The sequence below is a fragment of the Microlunatus speluncae genome, assembly GCF_009299835.1.
Taxonomy (GTDB): Bacteria; Actinomycetota; Actinomycetes; order Propionibacteriales; family Propionibacteriaceae; genus Microlunatus; species Microlunatus speluncae.
In genome coordinates this window covers 322,517-338,707 of the sequence record NZ_VKCZ01000003.1, presented here as the reverse complement: position 1 = coordinate 338,707, position 16,191 = coordinate 322,517, and the positions used below count along the sequence as shown (strand labels likewise).

At 70.6% G+C, this 16,191-nt stretch carries 15 protein-coding genes; 5 read left to right on the top strand and 10 right to left on the bottom strand.

Annotated features, from left to right (window positions below):
* Nucleotides 1–373: 373 nt before the first annotated feature.
* From FNH24_RS05010 to FNH24_RS05000, 3 genes are read right to left on the bottom strand one after another with little or no spacing between them, the layout of a single operon-like run.
* Complete coding sequence (locus FNH24_RS05010; RefSeq protein WP_175047860.1) at nucleotides 374–1,312, bottom strand: formylglycine-generating enzyme family protein; 939 nt, start codon at nucleotides 1,310–1,312, stop codon at nucleotides 374–376.
* Between the two features lie 24 nt (nucleotides 1,313–1,336).
* Nucleotides 1,337–2,122 carry an SDR family NAD(P)-dependent oxidoreductase gene (locus FNH24_RS05005; RefSeq protein WP_152361043.1) on the bottom strand — a complete coding sequence of 262 codons (786 nt, stop codon included), beginning with the start codon at nucleotides 2,120–2,122 and terminating at the stop codon, nucleotides 1,337–1,339.
* Nucleotides 2,123–2,172: 50 nt separating this feature from the next.
* Nucleotides 2,173–2,850 carry a TetR/AcrR family transcriptional regulator C-terminal domain-containing protein gene (locus tag FNH24_RS05000; protein ID WP_246186750.1) on the bottom strand — a complete coding sequence of 226 codons (678 nt, stop codon included), beginning with the start codon at nucleotides 2,848–2,850 and terminating at the stop codon, nucleotides 2,173–2,175.
* Between the two features lie 78 nt (nucleotides 2,851–2,928).
* On the opposite strand from FNH24_RS05000, the gene FNH24_RS04995 reads away from it, so the two are divergent.
* Nucleotides 2,929–3,672 carry an NAD(P)-dependent oxidoreductase gene (locus FNH24_RS04995; RefSeq protein WP_152361042.1) on the top strand — a complete coding sequence of 248 codons (744 nt, stop codon included), beginning with the start codon at nucleotides 2,929–2,931 and terminating at the stop codon, nucleotides 3,670–3,672.
* Nucleotides 3,673–3,707: 35 nt separating this feature from the next.
* On the opposite strand, the gene FNH24_RS04990 is transcribed toward FNH24_RS04995, so the two are convergent.
* A complete protein-coding gene (locus tag FNH24_RS04990) occupies nucleotides 3,708–5,246 on the bottom strand; it encodes an LLM class flavin-dependent oxidoreductase (RefSeq protein ID WP_152361041.1) in 1,539 nt (512 codons plus the stop codon).
* Between the two features lie 74 nt (nucleotides 5,247–5,320).
* Between FNH24_RS04990 and FNH24_RS04985 the strand changes: the two genes are divergently transcribed.
* Nucleotides 5,321–5,815, top strand: coding sequence for a MarR family winged helix-turn-helix transcriptional regulator (locus FNH24_RS04985; RefSeq protein ID WP_161606002.1), 495 nt, complete (start codon nucleotides 5,321–5,323; stop codon nucleotides 5,813–5,815).
* A gap of 40 nt (nucleotides 5,816–5,855) precedes the next feature.
* Here FNH24_RS04985 and FNH24_RS04980 read toward each other — a convergent pair whose 3' ends face one another.
* On the bottom strand, nucleotides 5,856–6,353 hold the full coding sequence (locus tag FNH24_RS04980) for a nucleotidyltransferase domain-containing protein (RefSeq protein ID WP_152361039.1): 498 nt from the start codon (nucleotides 6,351–6,353) through the stop codon (nucleotides 5,856–5,858).
* Between the two features lie 386 nt (nucleotides 6,354–6,739).
* Between FNH24_RS04980 and FNH24_RS04975 the strand changes: the two genes are divergently transcribed.
* Nucleotides 6,740–7,261: an isochorismatase family protein gene (locus FNH24_RS04975; protein ID WP_281351000.1), complete on the top strand. Its 522-nt coding sequence runs from the start codon at nucleotides 6,740–6,742 to the stop codon at nucleotides 7,259–7,261.
* 49 nt (nucleotides 7,262–7,310) lie between these two features.
* On the opposite strand, the gene FNH24_RS04970 is transcribed toward FNH24_RS04975, so the two are convergent.
* Nucleotides 7,311–9,443 (bottom strand): hypothetical protein, encoded by a 2,133-nt coding sequence (locus tag FNH24_RS04970; protein ID WP_152361037.1) that lies wholly within the window; start codon nucleotides 9,441–9,443, stop codon nucleotides 7,311–7,313.
* 227 nt (nucleotides 9,444–9,670) lie between these two features.
* On the opposite strand from FNH24_RS04970, the gene FNH24_RS04965 reads away from it, so the two are divergent.
* Nucleotides 9,671–11,089 (top strand): aspartate aminotransferase family protein, encoded by a 1,419-nt coding sequence (locus tag FNH24_RS04965; RefSeq protein ID WP_152361036.1) that lies wholly within the window; start codon nucleotides 9,671–9,673, stop codon nucleotides 11,087–11,089.
* Between the two features lie 60 nt (nucleotides 11,090–11,149).
* Here the strand turns inward: FNH24_RS04965 and FNH24_RS04960 are convergent, their stop codons facing one another.
* From FNH24_RS04960 to FNH24_RS04950, 3 genes are all read right to left on the bottom strand, one after another.
* Nucleotides 11,150–11,869, bottom strand: a complete 720-nt coding sequence (locus FNH24_RS04960) for a DUF433 domain-containing protein (RefSeq protein WP_152361035.1) — start codon at nucleotides 11,867–11,869, stop codon at nucleotides 11,150–11,152.
* Between the two features lie 66 nt (nucleotides 11,870–11,935).
* Nucleotides 11,936–12,757, bottom strand: coding sequence for an SDR family oxidoreductase (locus tag FNH24_RS04955; protein ID WP_152361034.1), 822 nt, complete (start codon nucleotides 12,755–12,757; stop codon nucleotides 11,936–11,938).
* 8 nt (nucleotides 12,758–12,765) lie between these two features.
* Complete coding sequence (locus tag FNH24_RS04950) at nucleotides 12,766–13,536, bottom strand: alpha/beta hydrolase (RefSeq protein WP_152361033.1); 771 nt, start codon at nucleotides 13,534–13,536, stop codon at nucleotides 12,766–12,768.
* A 145-nt stretch (nucleotides 13,537–13,681) separates the two neighbouring features.
* Between FNH24_RS04950 and FNH24_RS04945 the strand changes: the two genes are divergently transcribed.
* Complete coding sequence (locus FNH24_RS04945) at nucleotides 13,682–14,296, top strand: hypothetical protein (protein ID WP_152361032.1); 615 nt, start codon at nucleotides 13,682–13,684, stop codon at nucleotides 14,294–14,296.
* A 35-nt stretch (nucleotides 14,297–14,331) separates the two neighbouring features.
* Here FNH24_RS04945 and FNH24_RS04940 read toward each other — a convergent pair whose 3' ends face one another.
* Nucleotides 14,332–16,167, bottom strand: coding sequence for an MSCRAMM family protein (locus FNH24_RS04940; RefSeq protein ID WP_152361031.1), 1,836 nt, complete (start codon nucleotides 16,165–16,167; stop codon nucleotides 14,332–14,334).
* Between the last annotated feature and the right edge of the window lie 24 nt (nucleotides 16,168–16,191).

The window sequence follows — 16,191 nt, the reverse complement described above, 5'->3', positions numbered from 1 at the left end:
CGGTCGGCCGGGCACGTCCGCTCGGTGCTCGCCAAGGATCAAAGACGCACCAAGGACGGGCAAGTTAGGGCGCCTTCTGGGAATGTCCGGCCGGGCGCCGTTTGGGCTGCGATCGGGATCATCGACTGTGACTTTTCCCGGCTCAACCGGCACCCACCGGGCGGGAAACGTCACACTCGATGCCCAGCCGGCGACTTTCGCCGCCCAAGACCGGCGCTCGGCAGCACAACGCCGCGGACCGCCTTGACCCGCCCGTCCTTGGCGCGACTTTCCCCAGCCGTTGGGCCGAAACCGAAGGGGCACCCATCCGGCCTGCCCCCTTCGACAGGCTCAGGACATGCTTCGACAGGCTCAGGGAACGGAACACCCGACCTCAGCGGGCGGAGACGGTGCGGAAGCCGGCGTTGCCCATCGAGGAGTCGGGGGTGTTGGAGGAGCGGGCGGCGTTGCGGTAGCGGTTGCAGTAGGAGTCGTGACAGAGGTACGAGCCGCCGCGGAGCACCCGGGCCCGGCCGCCGGGCGGGCCGGCGGGATCCTGGCCCGGCGCGGCTTGGTAGTAGCGCGGATCGAACCAGTCGGCGCACCACTCCCAGACGTTGCCGACCGGCTGCCACAGCCCGTAGCCGTTCGGCTGGTAGGAACGCACCGGGGCCGTGGTCAGCCAGCCGTCTTCCTCGGTGTTGATCTTGGGAAAGGCACCCTGCCAGATGTTGCAGCCCCAGTCGTCCAGGTCGAGGTCGTCGCCCCACGGATAGCGGGCACCTTCGATCCCGCCGCGCGCCGCGTACTCCCACTCGGCCTCGGTCGGCAGCCGCCGCTTGGCCCAGCGGCAGTAGGTGCGGGCATCGGTCCAGCTGATGTGGGTGGCCGGATGATCATCGAGCCCGTCCAGGTCGGACAACGGCCCGGCCGGGTGCCGCCAGTCGGCGCCGCGGACGCCGAGCCACCAGGGGGTGCCGTCGGCGTTGCTCATGATCTGGCTCGGTTTCGCCTGCACGACCAGGTGGAAGACGGCCGAGAAGCCGAACATCTCGGCATCGGTGCGATAGCCGGTGGCGTCGACGAATCGGGCGAAGTCGGCGTTGGTGACCGAGGTGACATCGATCGAGTACGGCGACAGGGTGACCTGGTGCAGCGGCGTCTCACCGTCGGCCGGCAACCCGTCGCCGTGCTGATCACCCATCGTGAACGTGCCGCCGGGCAGCTCGGCCTGCTCGATCAGGTGCCGCCCGTCGACCGGGATCGTCGCCGGCCGGCGCGACGGCTGGGGCGCGCCCTGCGGCCGTTCCGGCGCACAACAGTGGTCGGTCATGATCAACTCCCTCCGCGGATCAGGTCATCGCCCGCGCGGCCGGACGGCGAGCCCGGCGATCGTCGCCGCGAGCCGACGCGGGATCAGCCGGTTGGCGTGCACCGTGGCCCGATTGCGCCAGCCCGGCACCACCACCGGCTGGCCCCGTCGATAGCCGGCGAGCCCCTGCGCGACCACCCGGTCGGCCGGCAGCCGCTGCCCGAAGGCGGCATCGGTCGACCCGACCTGCTCCCAGAACTTCGTCATCACCGGCCCCGGGCAGAGCGCGGTGACCGTCACGCCCTTGCTCCTCAGCTCGGCATGCAGCGCCTGGCTGAACGACAGCACGAACGCCTTACTGGCGGCATAGGCCGTCAGATAGGGGGTCGGCTGGAACGCCGCCGTGGACGCGACGTTGATCATGCCGCCGCGACCGCGCCGGACCAGTTGCGGCGCGATCCCCTGGGCCAGGTCGGCCAGGGCGACCACGCAGACCTGGAGTTGATCATGCTGCTCGGCCCGGTCCAGCTGCTCGTACGGCCCGTGCTGGGCGAACCCGGCGTTGTTGATCAAGAGGTCGACATCGACCTCGGCCAGTCGATCGACCAGTCCGCTGACCGCGACCGGATCGGCCAGGTCCGCGATCACCGACTCGACCCCGACCCGGAAGTGCCCCAGTTCCCCGGCCAACTCGTCCAGCGCCGCCGCGTTCCGTCCGACCAGGACCAACTCCCGGCCCTGGGCCGCCAGCGCTCGGGCGAAGGAGACGCCGAGACCGCCGGTCGCGCCGGTGATCACGACCTTTCCGCCGCCGGAAATCTCGCTGGGCATGGCCCCGAGCCTAACCAGCCCCGCCCGACCGGGCCGCGACGGGGAGCGGGTCAGAGCTCGTCGGGGCGGAGGGCGTCGAGGATCAGGTCGAGGCCGTAGTCGAACTCGGCGGCGTAGTCGTAGCCCGGTCGCAGCGCATGCTCGGTGATCAGTTCGGTCAGATGGGGAAACTCCTCCCCCGGTCCGTCCCGCAGGATGCCGGTGGCGATCTTGCCCAGTTCCTCGGGCCCGGAGAACGGCATCGCCGATTCCTGCAGCACGAACCCGTACAGATAACTGTCGATCACCGAGAAGGCGTGCGCGGCCATCACGACGGAGAACCCGCCGGCCCGGAGCGCGCCGAGCACCGCGTCGTGATGGCGCAGGATCGCGGGGCCCGGCTGGCTCCGGGAATCCATCAGGCTGACCGCCCAGGGGTGGCGCCGCAGCACCGATCGGGACGACAGCGCCCGGTCGCGCATCGCCTGCTTCCAGTCCGTGGCCGTGGTCGGCAGTTCGACCTCGGCGAAGACCGCGTCCACCATCCCGTCCAGCAGGCCGGCCCGGTCGGCCACGTGGTTGTAGAGCGACATCGCCTCGACGCCGAGCCGGCCGGCGGTCGCCCGCATCGTGACGCCGGCCTCGCCCTTCTCGTCGGCCAAGGCGATCGCGGCGGCGACGATCCGGTCCCGACTGAGCGGCTCCCGTTTGGCTCGACCCCGCCGGACCGGACTCTGCTCGCGCTGCACACTGTCCTCCCACTCTTGACTAACTTACGGCGTAAGCATACCGTTGCTTACATCGTAAGTTCGAGCAAGGACGGGGACATGGACAATCACCGGATCCGCAAGGTCTGCATCATCGGCGCGTCGGGCAAGCTCGGGCGATACCTGGTCCAGCACGCACTGGACCGCGGCTACGAGGTCGTCGGCGTCTGCCGTGAGGTCAGCGTCGGCAAGCTGGCCGAGTTCGCCGACCGGATCACGATCCTGCCAGGGCCGACGAACGACCGGGAGTTGATCCGCCGGGCGGTCGCCGGCTGCGACGGAGTGCTGTCGGTGCTGGTGCCGTGGGGCGTGCAGCAGTATTCGTCGGGTACGGCCCAGGCGGTCCTCGACTTCGCCGAGCCCGAGGCGCGGCTGATCTTCTCCTGCGGCTGGCACATCACCCGGGACGGCCGGGACCGGTATTCGGTGTGGTTCCGGGCCGCGCTCCGGGTCGCCGCCTGGCTGGGCCGACTGCTCCGCGCGGTCGAGATCGAGGATCAGGTCGAGGCCTGCCGGCGAATCTTCGCCAGCGACCGGCGCTGGACCGTCGTCCGGGGCAGCGATCTCGAGGAGGGCGAGAGCCAGGGACTGCCGGTGTGGAGCCGGCACGTCGGCGACCCGGTGCTGGCCAGCAACCGGACCCGCCGGGTGGATTTCGCCCTGTTCATGGTCGAGGCGTTGACCGACGACACGCTGGTCCGGGAGGTGCCGGCGATCGTCGGGCGGCTCACGGCCAGCGCGCAGGCCCAGGCAGGCGAGGCCCGGCCCCAGGTCGTCCGCAATGGGGAAGACGCCGCCGGGTAGTCCCGGCGGGAATCTCCCCGATCATGCGGCAGCGGTCAGACCTGGCCGGCATACATCCCGATCCGGGCCAGCGGCTCGACCAGTTCGCGCTCCTCGTAGGACAGGTGTGAGCGCAGGGTGTCGGTCAGCCGGTCGACGGCCCGTTGCAGCTCGGTGAACTCGCCGGGCGCCTTGAGGTGCTCCACCAGTCGCCGGTCGAGCTCCTCCAGCACCCCGTGGATCACCTGGTGTTCCTCGGTCAGTCGGTCCAGCACCGGCACCAGCTCCGGATCGCTGCGCCGCAGATGCGGAAACATGCTGCGATCCTCGATGGTGTGGTGCTGGGTTACCACCCGGCAGTATGAGGCGCAGTAGGCGCCCATCGCCCAGTTGTTCTGCTTCAGCGTCAGCTCGTTGATCACCGACCGGGCCCGGGCCGCCTCGATCGTGCCCTGCTTCACTTGGTCCACCAGGTCCCGGACCGTCTCCAGCTCCTGCCGGAGATGATCATGGACGTCGATCAGGTGCTGGCCGACCGCACCGCCCTGGGCGCTGTAGCTCGCGTCGGGCGCCGGCGTCAGGTGTGGCCGCGCCCCCTCGTCCCAGGGCTGGTCGGGCAGCAGCCGGCTGCCGTCGTCCGGGGTCGGCCGGACGCCGATCCGCTCGAACACCTCCGACTCGGCGGCACCGGCCCGGACCGGATCCGGGCCGGTGATCATTCCGACGCCGGCGGACGGATCCGCGCCGCCGCCCCGGCGAGCGGCGTCGACCAGCTCACGTACCGCGGGGGCAGTCTCCTGGGCGAAGCGCTGCAGTGCGGTCGGATCGTCGATCATGGCGATGAACGTGCCGATCCCTTCGGTCAGCGCGAGTTCGGCCAGCTCCGCCGGCTCGGCCTGGCCGAGGTTGAGCAGCCGGCGGACGGCCCGCGGCTCCCGGCCGGCGGCGATCGCCGCCTCGTCGATGATCTTGTTGCCACGGGTCAGGTCGCCGGGCTGCAGGTACGACAGCGACGGCAGCCAGCCGTCGGCCAACCGGCCGGTCAACTCCAGCATTCTCGGCTTGTACGCGCCGAGCCAGATCTGCACCCGGTGCGCCGGGGCGGGACCCCGCTTGGCCCCGTCGACCTGATAGACCCGGCCGCGGACCCGCACGCCGCCGCGCTGCGTGTCGTCCCACAGCTCGCGCATGATCATGATCGCCTCTTCGACCGAACGCACCGCCTCGCCCGGCGTCCGGCGCTCGCCGCCCATCGCCTCGATCGCGTCCCAGAAGGCGCCGGAGCCGAGCCCGAGCTCGATCCGGCCGCCGGTCAGCCGATCCAGGCTGGCGACGCTCCGGGCCAGCACCGACGGTGGCCGCAGCGGCAGGTTGAACACGTTTCCGGTCAGGGTGATCCGTTCGGTCCGGCCGGCGACGTAACTGATCAGGGTCCAGGCGTCGAGGAAGGCGGGCTGGTACGGATGATCTTGGAACGAGACCAGGTCCAGGCCGGACTGCTCGGCCAGCCGGACCAGGTCGACCACCCGGTCCGGGTCCCCCGCGTCGGGGGTGAGGAACCCGCCGAACTGCAGTTCGTGGCCGTAGTCGGTCATGCCCGCACTCCTTCTGTTGATGTGTCAACCACAACTGGATGATACATCAACCGAATCCGGGTAGAATCTGTTCCATGGTCCGCGGCGGCACGCTCACGCCGGCCCAGGTGGACGCCTGGCGCCGGTTCCACCGCATGCAGGCGCAGCTGATCGGCGTGCTGGGCCGGGAACTGACCCAGGCGACCGGCCTGTCCGAGGCGGACGCCGAGGTCCTCGCCGCCCTGGCCGCCGCGCCACAATCGACCCTGCGGGCCCGCGACCTGCGCTGGGAGCTGGCCTGGGAGAAGAGCCGGCTGTCGCACCAGCTGCGCCGGATGGAACAGCGCGAGCTGGTCCGCCGGACCGAGTGCGTCGAGGATTCGCGGAGCACGGTGATCGTGCTCACCGCCAAGGGGCGGGCGGCCCAACTGACCGCGGAGCGGTTCCAACAGGACCGGGTCCGCGAGCATCTGGTCGACGCCCTCGACCATGATCAGCTCGAGGCCCTCGGCGAGATCAGCGAAGCCGTCCTGCAGCGCCTCGGCATCGCCTGCACCCAGGCCCGCGCCGCCGACCCCGACCCCGACTAGCCCTCCGACTTGTCAGAACTGAGTTGCCCTATGGCACAACTCAGTTCTGACAAGTCGGCAGGTTTGGGGCGAGGCGGGCGAGCTGGGCCAGGTCGTGGTGGTCGCGTTCGGTCTTCTCGTAGCCCTGGTGGAAGTGGAACTGCTGCTCGGCGGACAGGCATGGCACCCGGATCCCGTTGATCATGCCCGTGACGAAGCACGACGCCGGATAGTGGAACGGGTGTTCGGGGTCCGGTGACGCCTGATCGGCGGACCCGTCGTCGGCGAACACCAACGGATGCAGATCCAGGTCGCGCCCGTCGGGATGGCTGACCACGAACCGGATCGGCCGCCAGTCGAGGGACTCGACGAACCCGGCGGACGCGAGGGCTGCGACCACGGCCGGCTCCTGCTCCTGCCGATGCATCAGATCAAGATCACGATGCTCCCGGGTCTGCTCGCCGACCAGTGCATCGATGCCCCAGCCACCGCCGATCCAGACCTCCGCCCCGACCCCGCGCAGGACCTCCAGCACCCCCAGCACATCCTCGGCCACCATCACCCGCCGAACCCTACCCACCCTCGTGCAGCACCGGTGATCACTCCCGCTCCTGCGTCTGCCGTTTCGCAGAGGCTGCCCGGGTGTTCGTTCCCTGAGCCTGTCGAAGGGCAAACCAGCTGCGCCAACGCTGGCCAATAGGACCTTGGGGATCGCTCAGCCTGCATGCCCTTCGACAGGCTCAGGGAACGAACAGCCCGCCCGGCGGTCAGTTGATCTTGCTCCCCGAAATCGAGGGCGGCATCGGGTCGGCCCTTCGACAGGCTCAGGGGACGAACACCCGAACGTCCCGCTGACCAGGCACGAACTCGGGGCCCGTCGCCGAGAGTGGGCACCGATCGGAGCCCCGGTGTGGATCGCTCGATGATCATCGGTAACTTCAGAACGTGACTCACACACTTGATCGTGCCGGCACAGCGCTCGTGCTGGTTGACCTGATGGAGCGCATCGTCGCGCTGCCACTCGAGCCGAGGCCGGGAGCCGAGGTGCTGGCGACCGCGGAAGGCCTGGCGGAATCGTTCCGCTCGGCCGATGCGCTGGTCGTCCTGATCCGCGTCGAACGCCCGAAGATCGCGGTGCAGCCGCCGGGCAGCGGCCTGGTGCCGGAGCTGCTCCGGGACGGCGACGTGGAGATCGTCAAGGGGACCATCGGCGGCTTCCAGGGCACCGGGCTGGACGAGGAGCTGCGGTCGCGGGGCATCGACACGTTGGTCTTCGGCGGCATCGCGACCAACCTCGGGGTCGAGTCGACCGCCCGGGCGGCCGGCGACCTCGGCTACGAGTTGATCTTCGTCGAGGACGCGATGACGGCGCTGACCGGCGCGGAGCACGAGGCGGCCATCGGCCTCGACTTCCCGCGGCTGGGCACGGTGGTCCGGGCCGCCGACGTCAAGCTGTCGCAGATCTGACTTTCGTTGGCCGATCGGCCCCGATCCGGGCCGTTCCGACGAACCATTGTCAGATCTGCGACAGCCCACCGATCACCCGCACCGAGGTGCCGGCCGGTGAGCCGGGATGCCGCACCCAGAGCACTCCGGCCTGCTGATCATGCCGCCAGTCGTCGGTCCGGGTGCCGTCGATCATGACTTCGGCCGGCCGGGCAGGCCAGCGCAGGGCGGTGATCACACCGATCTCGGCCGGCGCCTCGCAGCGGTAGGCGAGGACGTCCGCCGCGACCTGATGATCTTCGATCCGGCCGGCCGAGGCCAGCACCTGGCCGACTTCGGGCTCGTGATCGAGCTCGCGCAGCCAGACCACCCCGCCGGGCGGCACCTCGAGTTCGGTGATCACCGGCAGGTCGGGATCGAGTAGGTCGATCCAGCGCCCGGTCTGCGGGTGCGGCTCGGTCGCCTCGGACAGCACGGCCCCGATCAGGTACGGACCACGCCGTACCGACAGCCAACTCCCGGACCGCCAGGAGTGCCCGGCCAGGCCGGCCAATCCACGGACCAGATCGACCAGCGCCGCCGCCGCGGCCGGGCTCTCGGTGAACCGCGCCGGATCGGCGGCGACGAACCGGGCCAGGCCGTCGCCGACCGCTACGGCACCGTCATGATCATGATCGACCCCGAGCGCCTCGGCCAGCTGGTGGGCCGCGGTCGGATAGCGTCCGGTCCACCAGGACCGGATCTGATGGAACGGGTCGGAGCCGTCACCGACATAGAGCAGTGCGCCGCCGCGCCGGACCCAGCCGGCCAGGGCATCGTTGATCGCCGTACTGCTCGGCTTCTGGAACTCGTAGCTGGCCAGCACCACGTCGAACTCGTCCAGCAGCGCGGGATCGGTCAGCAGCAGCTCCAGCTGCACCGGCACCACCCGCTGCCCCTCGAACAGCGGCGGCAGCGCCAGCCCGTAGAACGGCGAGAAGTCCAGCAGGGTGCGCGATTGCGGTCCGGGTGCGTCCTGCAGCCCGTCATACTTCTCCGGGTCCTCCGAGCCCGGCAGCCAGCGCTGAAACATCGCCGTGTCCGACAACAGCACCCCGATCCGCGGCCCGTGATCATCAGTGATCAACTCCGCCTGATCAAGGTCACGGAGCGCGTTCATGGTGATCAGGTAGGACGTAGCCGTGTCAGCCGGGATGCCCACCCGCTCGTCCGACCCCTCCCGCCGGTACCGGCCGGTGAAGATCCGCCGCGGCCACGGCGCCACCTCGAACCGGCTCACCCCCGGATGCAGCAGCGAGGCGACCAGGGTGCGGTGATAGTTGGCCCGGTAGTCCTCCCAGGTCCGACCCGGATGATCTTCGATCGGGTCGTGCAGGAACCACAGCGTCCGGTCGGTGCCGCGGGTCAGGTCCTGCGCAATGCCGTACTCCAGATAGGCGGTTTCGAAGGTCCGTTCGGCGTGCCGGCCGGCGTACACGTTCGGCGTCCGCGCGGTGCCGGTCCAGACCTGGGCGATCGCCCCGTGCACGCCGGGAAGATCACGAAGTCTGGACTCGGGGCTGACGATCTGCCACTGGGTGTAGTTGAGCAGGCTGTGCGTCGGGATGTAGCAGCGGGTGTCCCGGCCGAGCCGCAGCGCCTCGTCCCGGAGCACGGTGGTCACCCGGTCCAGGCAGCGGGTCAGCAGATGCTGCATCAGCTGCCCGGAGCGGTAGTGCGCCTCGGGCCCGGAGTGCGGCGGCTGCCACGGCTCGCCGTAGAACGCGAGCCACTCCCGCTGGAAGGACGGCGCATAACCGCCGCGAGCCCAGAACTCCGGCTCCTCCAGATGGATCCCCTCGACGTCGAGCGCGATGATCGGCCGCAGCTTCTCGATCAGGTATTCGGTGAAGGCGAGTGTCGGCACCATGTAGGGGATGTCGGTGCTCTTGCCGTGCAGGATCGGCCGGCCGTCGCGGTCGGTCTGCGCGTCGTCCCAGTGGTCGGTGCCGTCCCACCGTCCGTCCAGGTAATCCTGGTACTTCCCCCAGGAGATGCCGGTCATCAGATGCACCCGGTAGCCGGCCTCGCGCCACCGTGCGATCCGGTCGGCGGTGCTGTCGTCGAGGCCGTACGCCATCACGAAGTCTGTCCGCAGATCGATCTTCGGATCGTACGGCGCCGACTCCTGGAATCCGGTCGCCTCGCGTGCTCGAAGATCCATGCCGGGCAGCCCCTCGTCGGTCCGTCAGCTCACTCGCGGAGCACCTATTCTCTCGGGCCGGCCGAAAGCATTTCCCACGGGGCGGACCGAACCCCTCGACGTGAGCGAACATTCAGCGCACGATGGGAGCCTCACACATTCGCACACCGACTGTCGGCGTCCCCGTTTACGGTGGCGCACAGGATCGATCTCGGGGGACAGTCAGGGGACAGGGGACCGGCAACACCATGAATCATGAAGATCTTCAGGCAAAGGCCCGAGACAATCTGCTCCTGCACTTCTCCAAGCAGCGAGTCGACGATCTGTTGGTGATCGAGCGCGGCGAGGGCCCGTACGTGTTCGACACCGAGGGCCGGCGCTATATCGATTCGCTGTCCAGCCTGTTCTGCGCGCAACTCGGCTACTCGTACGGGCGGGAGATGGCCGAGGCAGCCGCGACCCAGCTGACCACCCTGGCGTTCCACACCACCTGGGCCACGGCCCACCCGACGGCGATCGAGCTGGCCGAGCAGGTGTGCGCCCGTGCTCCGGCCGAAGACTACCGCGCGTTCTTCACCAGCGGCGGTTCCGAATCGGTCGAGGCCGCCTGGAAGCTGGCCCGAGAGCACTTCCTCGCGATCGGCCAACCCCAACGGACCAAGGCGATCGCGCGCCGGACCGCCTATCACGGCGTCACCCTCGGCGCCCTCTCCTTCACCGGGCTGCCCGGCTATTCCGACGGGTTCGGGCCGGCACCGATCGACGTCACCCACGTCTCCAACACCAATGCGTTCCGCGCGCCGGACGGCGCCGACCCCGAGGGCTTCCGGGACCGACTGCTGGCCGAGGTCGAGGACGCGGTGCTCGCCGCCGGCCCAGACACGGTGGCCATGATCATCGCCGAGCCGGTGCAGAACTCGGGCGGCTGCCTGGTGCCGCCGGCCGGGTACTGGGCCGGGCTGCGCCGGATCGCCGACCGGTACGGGATCCTGCTGATGGCCGACGAGGTGATCACCGCCTTCGGCCGGCTCGGCGAGTGGTTCGGCATCTCCCGGGAGTCGGTCGCGCCCGACCTGATCAGCCTGGCGAAGGGCCTCACCTCCGCACATGCGCCGATGGGCGCCGTGCTGGCCCGATCCCGGGTGACCGAGCCGATGATGATGGCCGGGCGGCCGTTCCGGCACGGCATCACCTTCGGCGGCCATCCGCTCAGCGCCGCGATCGCCCTGCGCAACCTCGAGATCATCGAGCGGGACCGGATCCTGGACAACGTGCGGTCCTTGGAGGGGCACTTCGCCGCCGAACTGAGCCGGTTGCGGGAGCTGCCGATCGTCGGCGACGTCCGCGGTCGCGGCTTCTTCTGGGCCGTCGAGCTGGTGAAGGACGAGCGGGCCACCCGCTTCGACCAAGCGGAACGGGATCGGCTGCTCCGCGGCTACCTGCCGCAGCGGTTGCGCGAGGCCGGCCTGATCGCGCGGCCCGACGACCGCGGCGACAGCGTCGTGCAGATCGCCCCACCCCTGATCAGCGATCGCGACCTGCTGGACGAGATCGTCGGCCGCCTCGGCGACGTGCTGACCGACGCCGGCCGGGAGATGGGCGTGACCACCCGACGGGTGGAGCACCACGAACGCCGCGCCGTCCGCACCCCGGCCCACGCCGGCTGACCGCCGGATCCGCTCGGTGCTCCTCCGCTCGCCGGAACGCGACGCCTGGTCGGACCAAGATCACGCCGGGCTCCGAGCCAGACCGAGCGGAGGCCGAACTCGGTGCAGGTCGCGCCGACGATCCGACGTCGCCTCGTAGCGGACGGCCTGCTCGACCTCGTCGATCGTCAGGTCGTAGCGCTCGGCCAGCTCGGCCGGGCCGGCGCCGGACCGGACCTCCTCGGCGAGCGCCGCGGTAGGCGCGTCGCGGATCGCCGGTCGGCCGAAGGCCCGGCGCGGATCGATCAGCACCGCCGGCGTGCTCGGGTCGGGCCGGAGCCGCACCACGATGCCGTTCTCCCGCACGACCGCCGTGCGGAACCGGTGCGCACCATCGGGCAGCGCGTGCTGACCGCTGCGGACGACGATCAACTCCGCGGGCCGATCGGGCCCGTCCTGATCTTCGATGATCCGCACCAGTTCGCGGCCGTCGACCTCGAGAAGCGGGTGGGCCCGGGCGAGCGGGCCGGGTCCGAACTCCGCCCGGAGCCGGACGACCGCGCTCCGCAACCAGCGGACGGGCACGGCGTGCCGGAACTCGGCCAGCAACCACACCTCGACCAGCTCACCCCAGGTGACCGCCGTCGACCCCGTCGCGTCGGGCCGGAGCACCGGCGGGTAGGACTGACCGCGCAGCCGATAACCCTCCAACCAGCGATGTGCGGTGCCGGCAGAGAGACCGGCGAGGCGATCCACCTCCGGGTAGGAGTAGAGCGCCCGGTGCAGCAGGTCGTCGGGCATGGCTCCATCCTGACACCGGGCGCGGACACTCGGCCGCCGCCGAGCAGGCGTCGACGACTCGCATCCTCAACCGGCGAGAAACTCCGTCGCACCCCGCAGCCGGGTCCGCAGCTGCTGCTGGGTGGCGGTGCAGTCCAGCCGTACGTCGAGCGGGCCGGCGATGCCGCTGCCCGCGCGGGTCCGGGTCGGCAGTGAGGCGGGGTCGAGGCCGTCGCGGCGGGCGATCAGGACGCCCAGCTCGTGGCGGCTGACGGCCTCGGCACCGGCGACGTGCTTCACGCCGGACTGGCCGGACCGCCCGAGCTCGAGCAGGGCGGCGGCCAGGTCGGTGACGTGGACCGGGCAGCGGATGTCGTCGGTGAACAGGCCACCGGTCGCCTCGCCACCGGCCAGGGCGTGCACCAGCCGCTCCTGCGGCGAGTCATGATCACCGATGATCAAGGAAGTGCGGGCGATCACCGCGCTCGGGCTGATGATCTTGATCGCCGATTCGGCGGCCGCCTTGGCCGCACCGTACGGGGTGATCGGGTCCGGCACCGCGGTCTCGGGGTAGCGCACTGCCGTACCGGAGAAGACCGCGTCGCTGGACACCTGCACCAGCCGCGCGCCGACCGCCGCAGCGGCGACCGCCAGCTGGATGGCGCCATCGGCCGTGCTGGCCCAGTCGTGTTGTTGATAGGCGGCGTTGATCACCACGTCCGGCCGGACCGCCGCCAGCAACTGATCAACAGCCGGCCGGTCGCGGAGGTCGAGCGGCCGCCAGTCGGCGCCGGCGGAGTCGGCGGCTCGGGTGAGATAGCTGGCGACGACCCGGTCACCGGCGGCCGACGACTGCCGGACCAGCTCCCGGCCGAGCAGGCCGCTGCCGCCGACGACGAGCAGATTCATGATCGACATCAGGTGCGGTTCGGCAACGGCAGCCAGTCGATCACGTGCGGGATCACCGCATCCCACAGCCCCCACTCGTGCACCCCGGGCCGGAAGTCGGTGCGGACGTCGATGCCCCGGGCGGCGGCCAGCTCGGCGAGGCGCCGGTTCGGCGGCATCAGCCGCTCCTCCTCGGTGCCGCAGGAGATGTAGAGCGGTGGCACGCTGCCCGGCTCGGCCGCCTCGAGCAACTCGAACAGGTCGTCGCTGTCGGAGATCGTGCCGTCGAAGACGCGCTGGAAGAGGTCCGCGCGTTCGGACCGGGTGGCGAGCTGCCGTACGTCGACGGCGCCGGACAGACTGGCGACGGCACCGAACCGCTCCGGGTGTGACAGGCCGAGCTTCAGCGCGCCGTAGCCGCCCATCGACAGCCCGGCGACGAAGGTCTCCGCCGGCTCGGTCGAGATCTTGAAGAACGACGCGACGATCTCGGGCAGCTCCTCGGCGACGAAGCTCCAGTAGCGATGACCGTGCGCCTCGTCGGCGTAGAAGCTGCGATGGACCGCCGGCATCACGACGGCGAGCCCGGCGGCGGCCGCATACCGCTCGATACTGGTGTAGCGCAGCCACGCGGTGTGATCATCGGACAGCCCGTGCAGCAGGTAGAGCACCGGGAAGTCCGTGCGCCGGCGCGCCGCCGTGACACCGATCTGCGCCTCGGTCGACTGGGGCAGGATCACGGTCATCGACGTGCCGACCTCGAGCGCGTCGGAGAAGAAGTCACAGTTGATCAACGCCATCGCACCACCCTAAGCCGACCCCGACCGAGCCGTCCGTGGTGGCCCTCGGACCGGGGCGGTTCCGGCAGCGGCCGCAACGACGTACGACCTGTTCCGGGGCGCCACCAGCCAAGCCGACGACAGTAACTACTCCGACGGGCCTGAGTTGATCACCTACGCCGCGACCAATGTCCGCGGCGGGCTGTGGGTGCACGACGGCGCGGTCGGCTCCGTCGAGAACGGCAGCTACAGCGATCCCTTCCACCGTGGCGATTGGGGCCACAACCTGCGCCGGGTCCGGGTCCGCTCCCGGCGCAGCTTCCAGCAGAACTATGCGGTCACGGTGCGCGGCCGGACGCTCTGGTACGACCCGCTGGCCGGCCAGGTCGTCGACGGCGTAACCCGGTCGTCCAACGGCGGGCTCAAGGTGCTGCTCGGTCACTACAGCAACGACTACAACTACGCCGTGCTGCTGATCCGCAAGTCCGGCTACGTGACCATCCAGCGCGAGTTCGGCCACGAGTACACGACGCTGGCCAACGTCCACTTCCCGACGCCGATCGAGACCTACCGGTCGTTCAAGATCACCTGGTACGACAACCGGATCAGCGTCTATCACCGCGTCGCCGAGGACGGGTCGGACGATCGACTGATCGTCCAGACCGCTGCCGGCGCCGCCCCGGGCACCTATCAGGGCATCCGCTACGACAACCAGCCGATCGGCATGTATCTCGACGGCGCCGCGGTCCGGATGGCCTACCTCCGCCTCTGGCAATCCTGACCCCCGACCCCCTCCAACCCTCTCCGAGCCGAAGTTCAGCGGTTGCGGCGGCGGAGGAGGTGGGTGCCGAGGAGGAGGGCGGCGAGGCCGGCGACGGCGAGCAGGGGCGACGGGGCACCGGTCTGCGGCAGTTCGTCGTTCGGGGCCGGGGCCTCGGTCGGCTGGACGACGGTCGGCGGCGCCGTGGGTTCGGTCGGCGCGGGTTCGGTCGGCGCGGGCTCGGTCGGCGCGGGCTCGGTCGGGGCCGGGGTGGGCTCCGAGGGCGGGGTCGTCGGCTCGGACGGGGTCGGCTCCGGCGCCGAGGGGGTCGGCGACGGGGACGGCTGGCCGAGGACGACCAAGAAGTCGATCCCGGTGACATCCCGGTCGACGACCTCGAACGTCGCCGACGGGTCACCCGCCGGGGAGCCGTCCGGCAGGTCGACGGTGACCTTGTAGTCCGCACCCGGCGGCACGTTGGGGAAGGCGAAGGCGCCGTCCTGGTCCGTGGTCACCACGACCGGCTCCGCCAGGTCGGGCCCGGTCAGCTCGACCTCGAGCTCGGCGATCGGATCACCGGACGCCAGGTCGGCGACCGTCCCGGACACGTCGTAGGCCGGCTCCTCGGAACGGGTCAGGGTGAAGTCGACCTCGGTGACCGCGGTGCCCTCCTCGTCCACGGTGACGTCGGCGTCGACCGGGCCGACCGGCTGATAGCCGTCGGGCGGCGTGACGACCACCGCATAGTCGCCGGGCGGCAGCTCGTCGAGGACGTAGCCACCGTCGTCGTCGGTGGTCGCGGTCTGTTCGACGCCCTCGGGTCCGGTGCCGGTGATCTTCGCGCCGGGCACCGGATCGCCGTCGTCGGTGGACACGGTGCCGGAGATGCTGCCGGTCACCTCGACCGGCTCGACGAGCACGAAGTCCAACCCGGTCTGGTCGCCGGCACTGAGATCGGCGTCGCGGGCCGTCGGACCCTCGGCGACGAGATCGGCGGGCGGGATGATCTCGACCCGGTAGTCGTCGTAGGTCGCGTAGCCGGGGAAGGAATAGCGGCCGTCGGCGTCGGTCTCGGCCTCGGCGAGCTCCTGGCCGTCACTGTCCAGCAGCTGCAGGGTGATCCCCTGCTGCCGTCCCTCCGGAGCGGTCACGGTGCCGGCGATGTCGTACGCCAGCGCGGAGAACCAGGTCTGGTAGACCGGGCTGCCCGAGGTCCGGGCGAACTCGAGGGTGAGCGTCTTGATCGGCACGGTCGGCTCGAACCAGCCACTCGCCCCGGCCGTGTCGGCGCCGCCGCCGGTCAGCGTCGAGGTGGCCGCGTCCCACGCCGGCAGGTCGGTCCCGTCGTTGCCGGGGCCGGAGCAGGACGGCTTCGGCGACACCCCGGCGGCGCAGTAGTTGAAGGTGCTGCGGAACCCGAGCTCGGCCGCGGTCAGCTCCGACCCGTCGGCGCCGGTCGCGGTGACCGTCACGGCGTCCGCGTCGATGTCGCCGAGGACGAAGGTCCAGCCGGCGGCCGGGGTCGGCCGCTCGAAGGTGTAGGTCGTGGTCGACGGCGGCGCGGCGTTGAGACCGTTCGGCCTCAGGTTGAGGTACGGCCGGCCCTGGCTGCTGCCGTACTTCTCACCGGGCGCGGTCTGCGGCGCCAGGAACGTCGACGCACCGGTCTGGATGCCGACGGCCGAACCGGCCACCGAGTCGGTGACCACCGAGGCCTCGGGGAAGCCGGCCGGCTGCTGCCGCATCGTCGTGGTGAAGTCCCGCGACGTGCCGGCTAGCGGATCCCAGTCGGCCCAACCGGCCTGGGCCGCGGCCGCCGGCCCGGCACCGACCAGGATCAGCGCGGCGGCAAGCAACAGCGAACCGGCCGCCAGCAGCGGACGTCGAAGCATGGAAAACCCCTGGTCGTAAGCCTG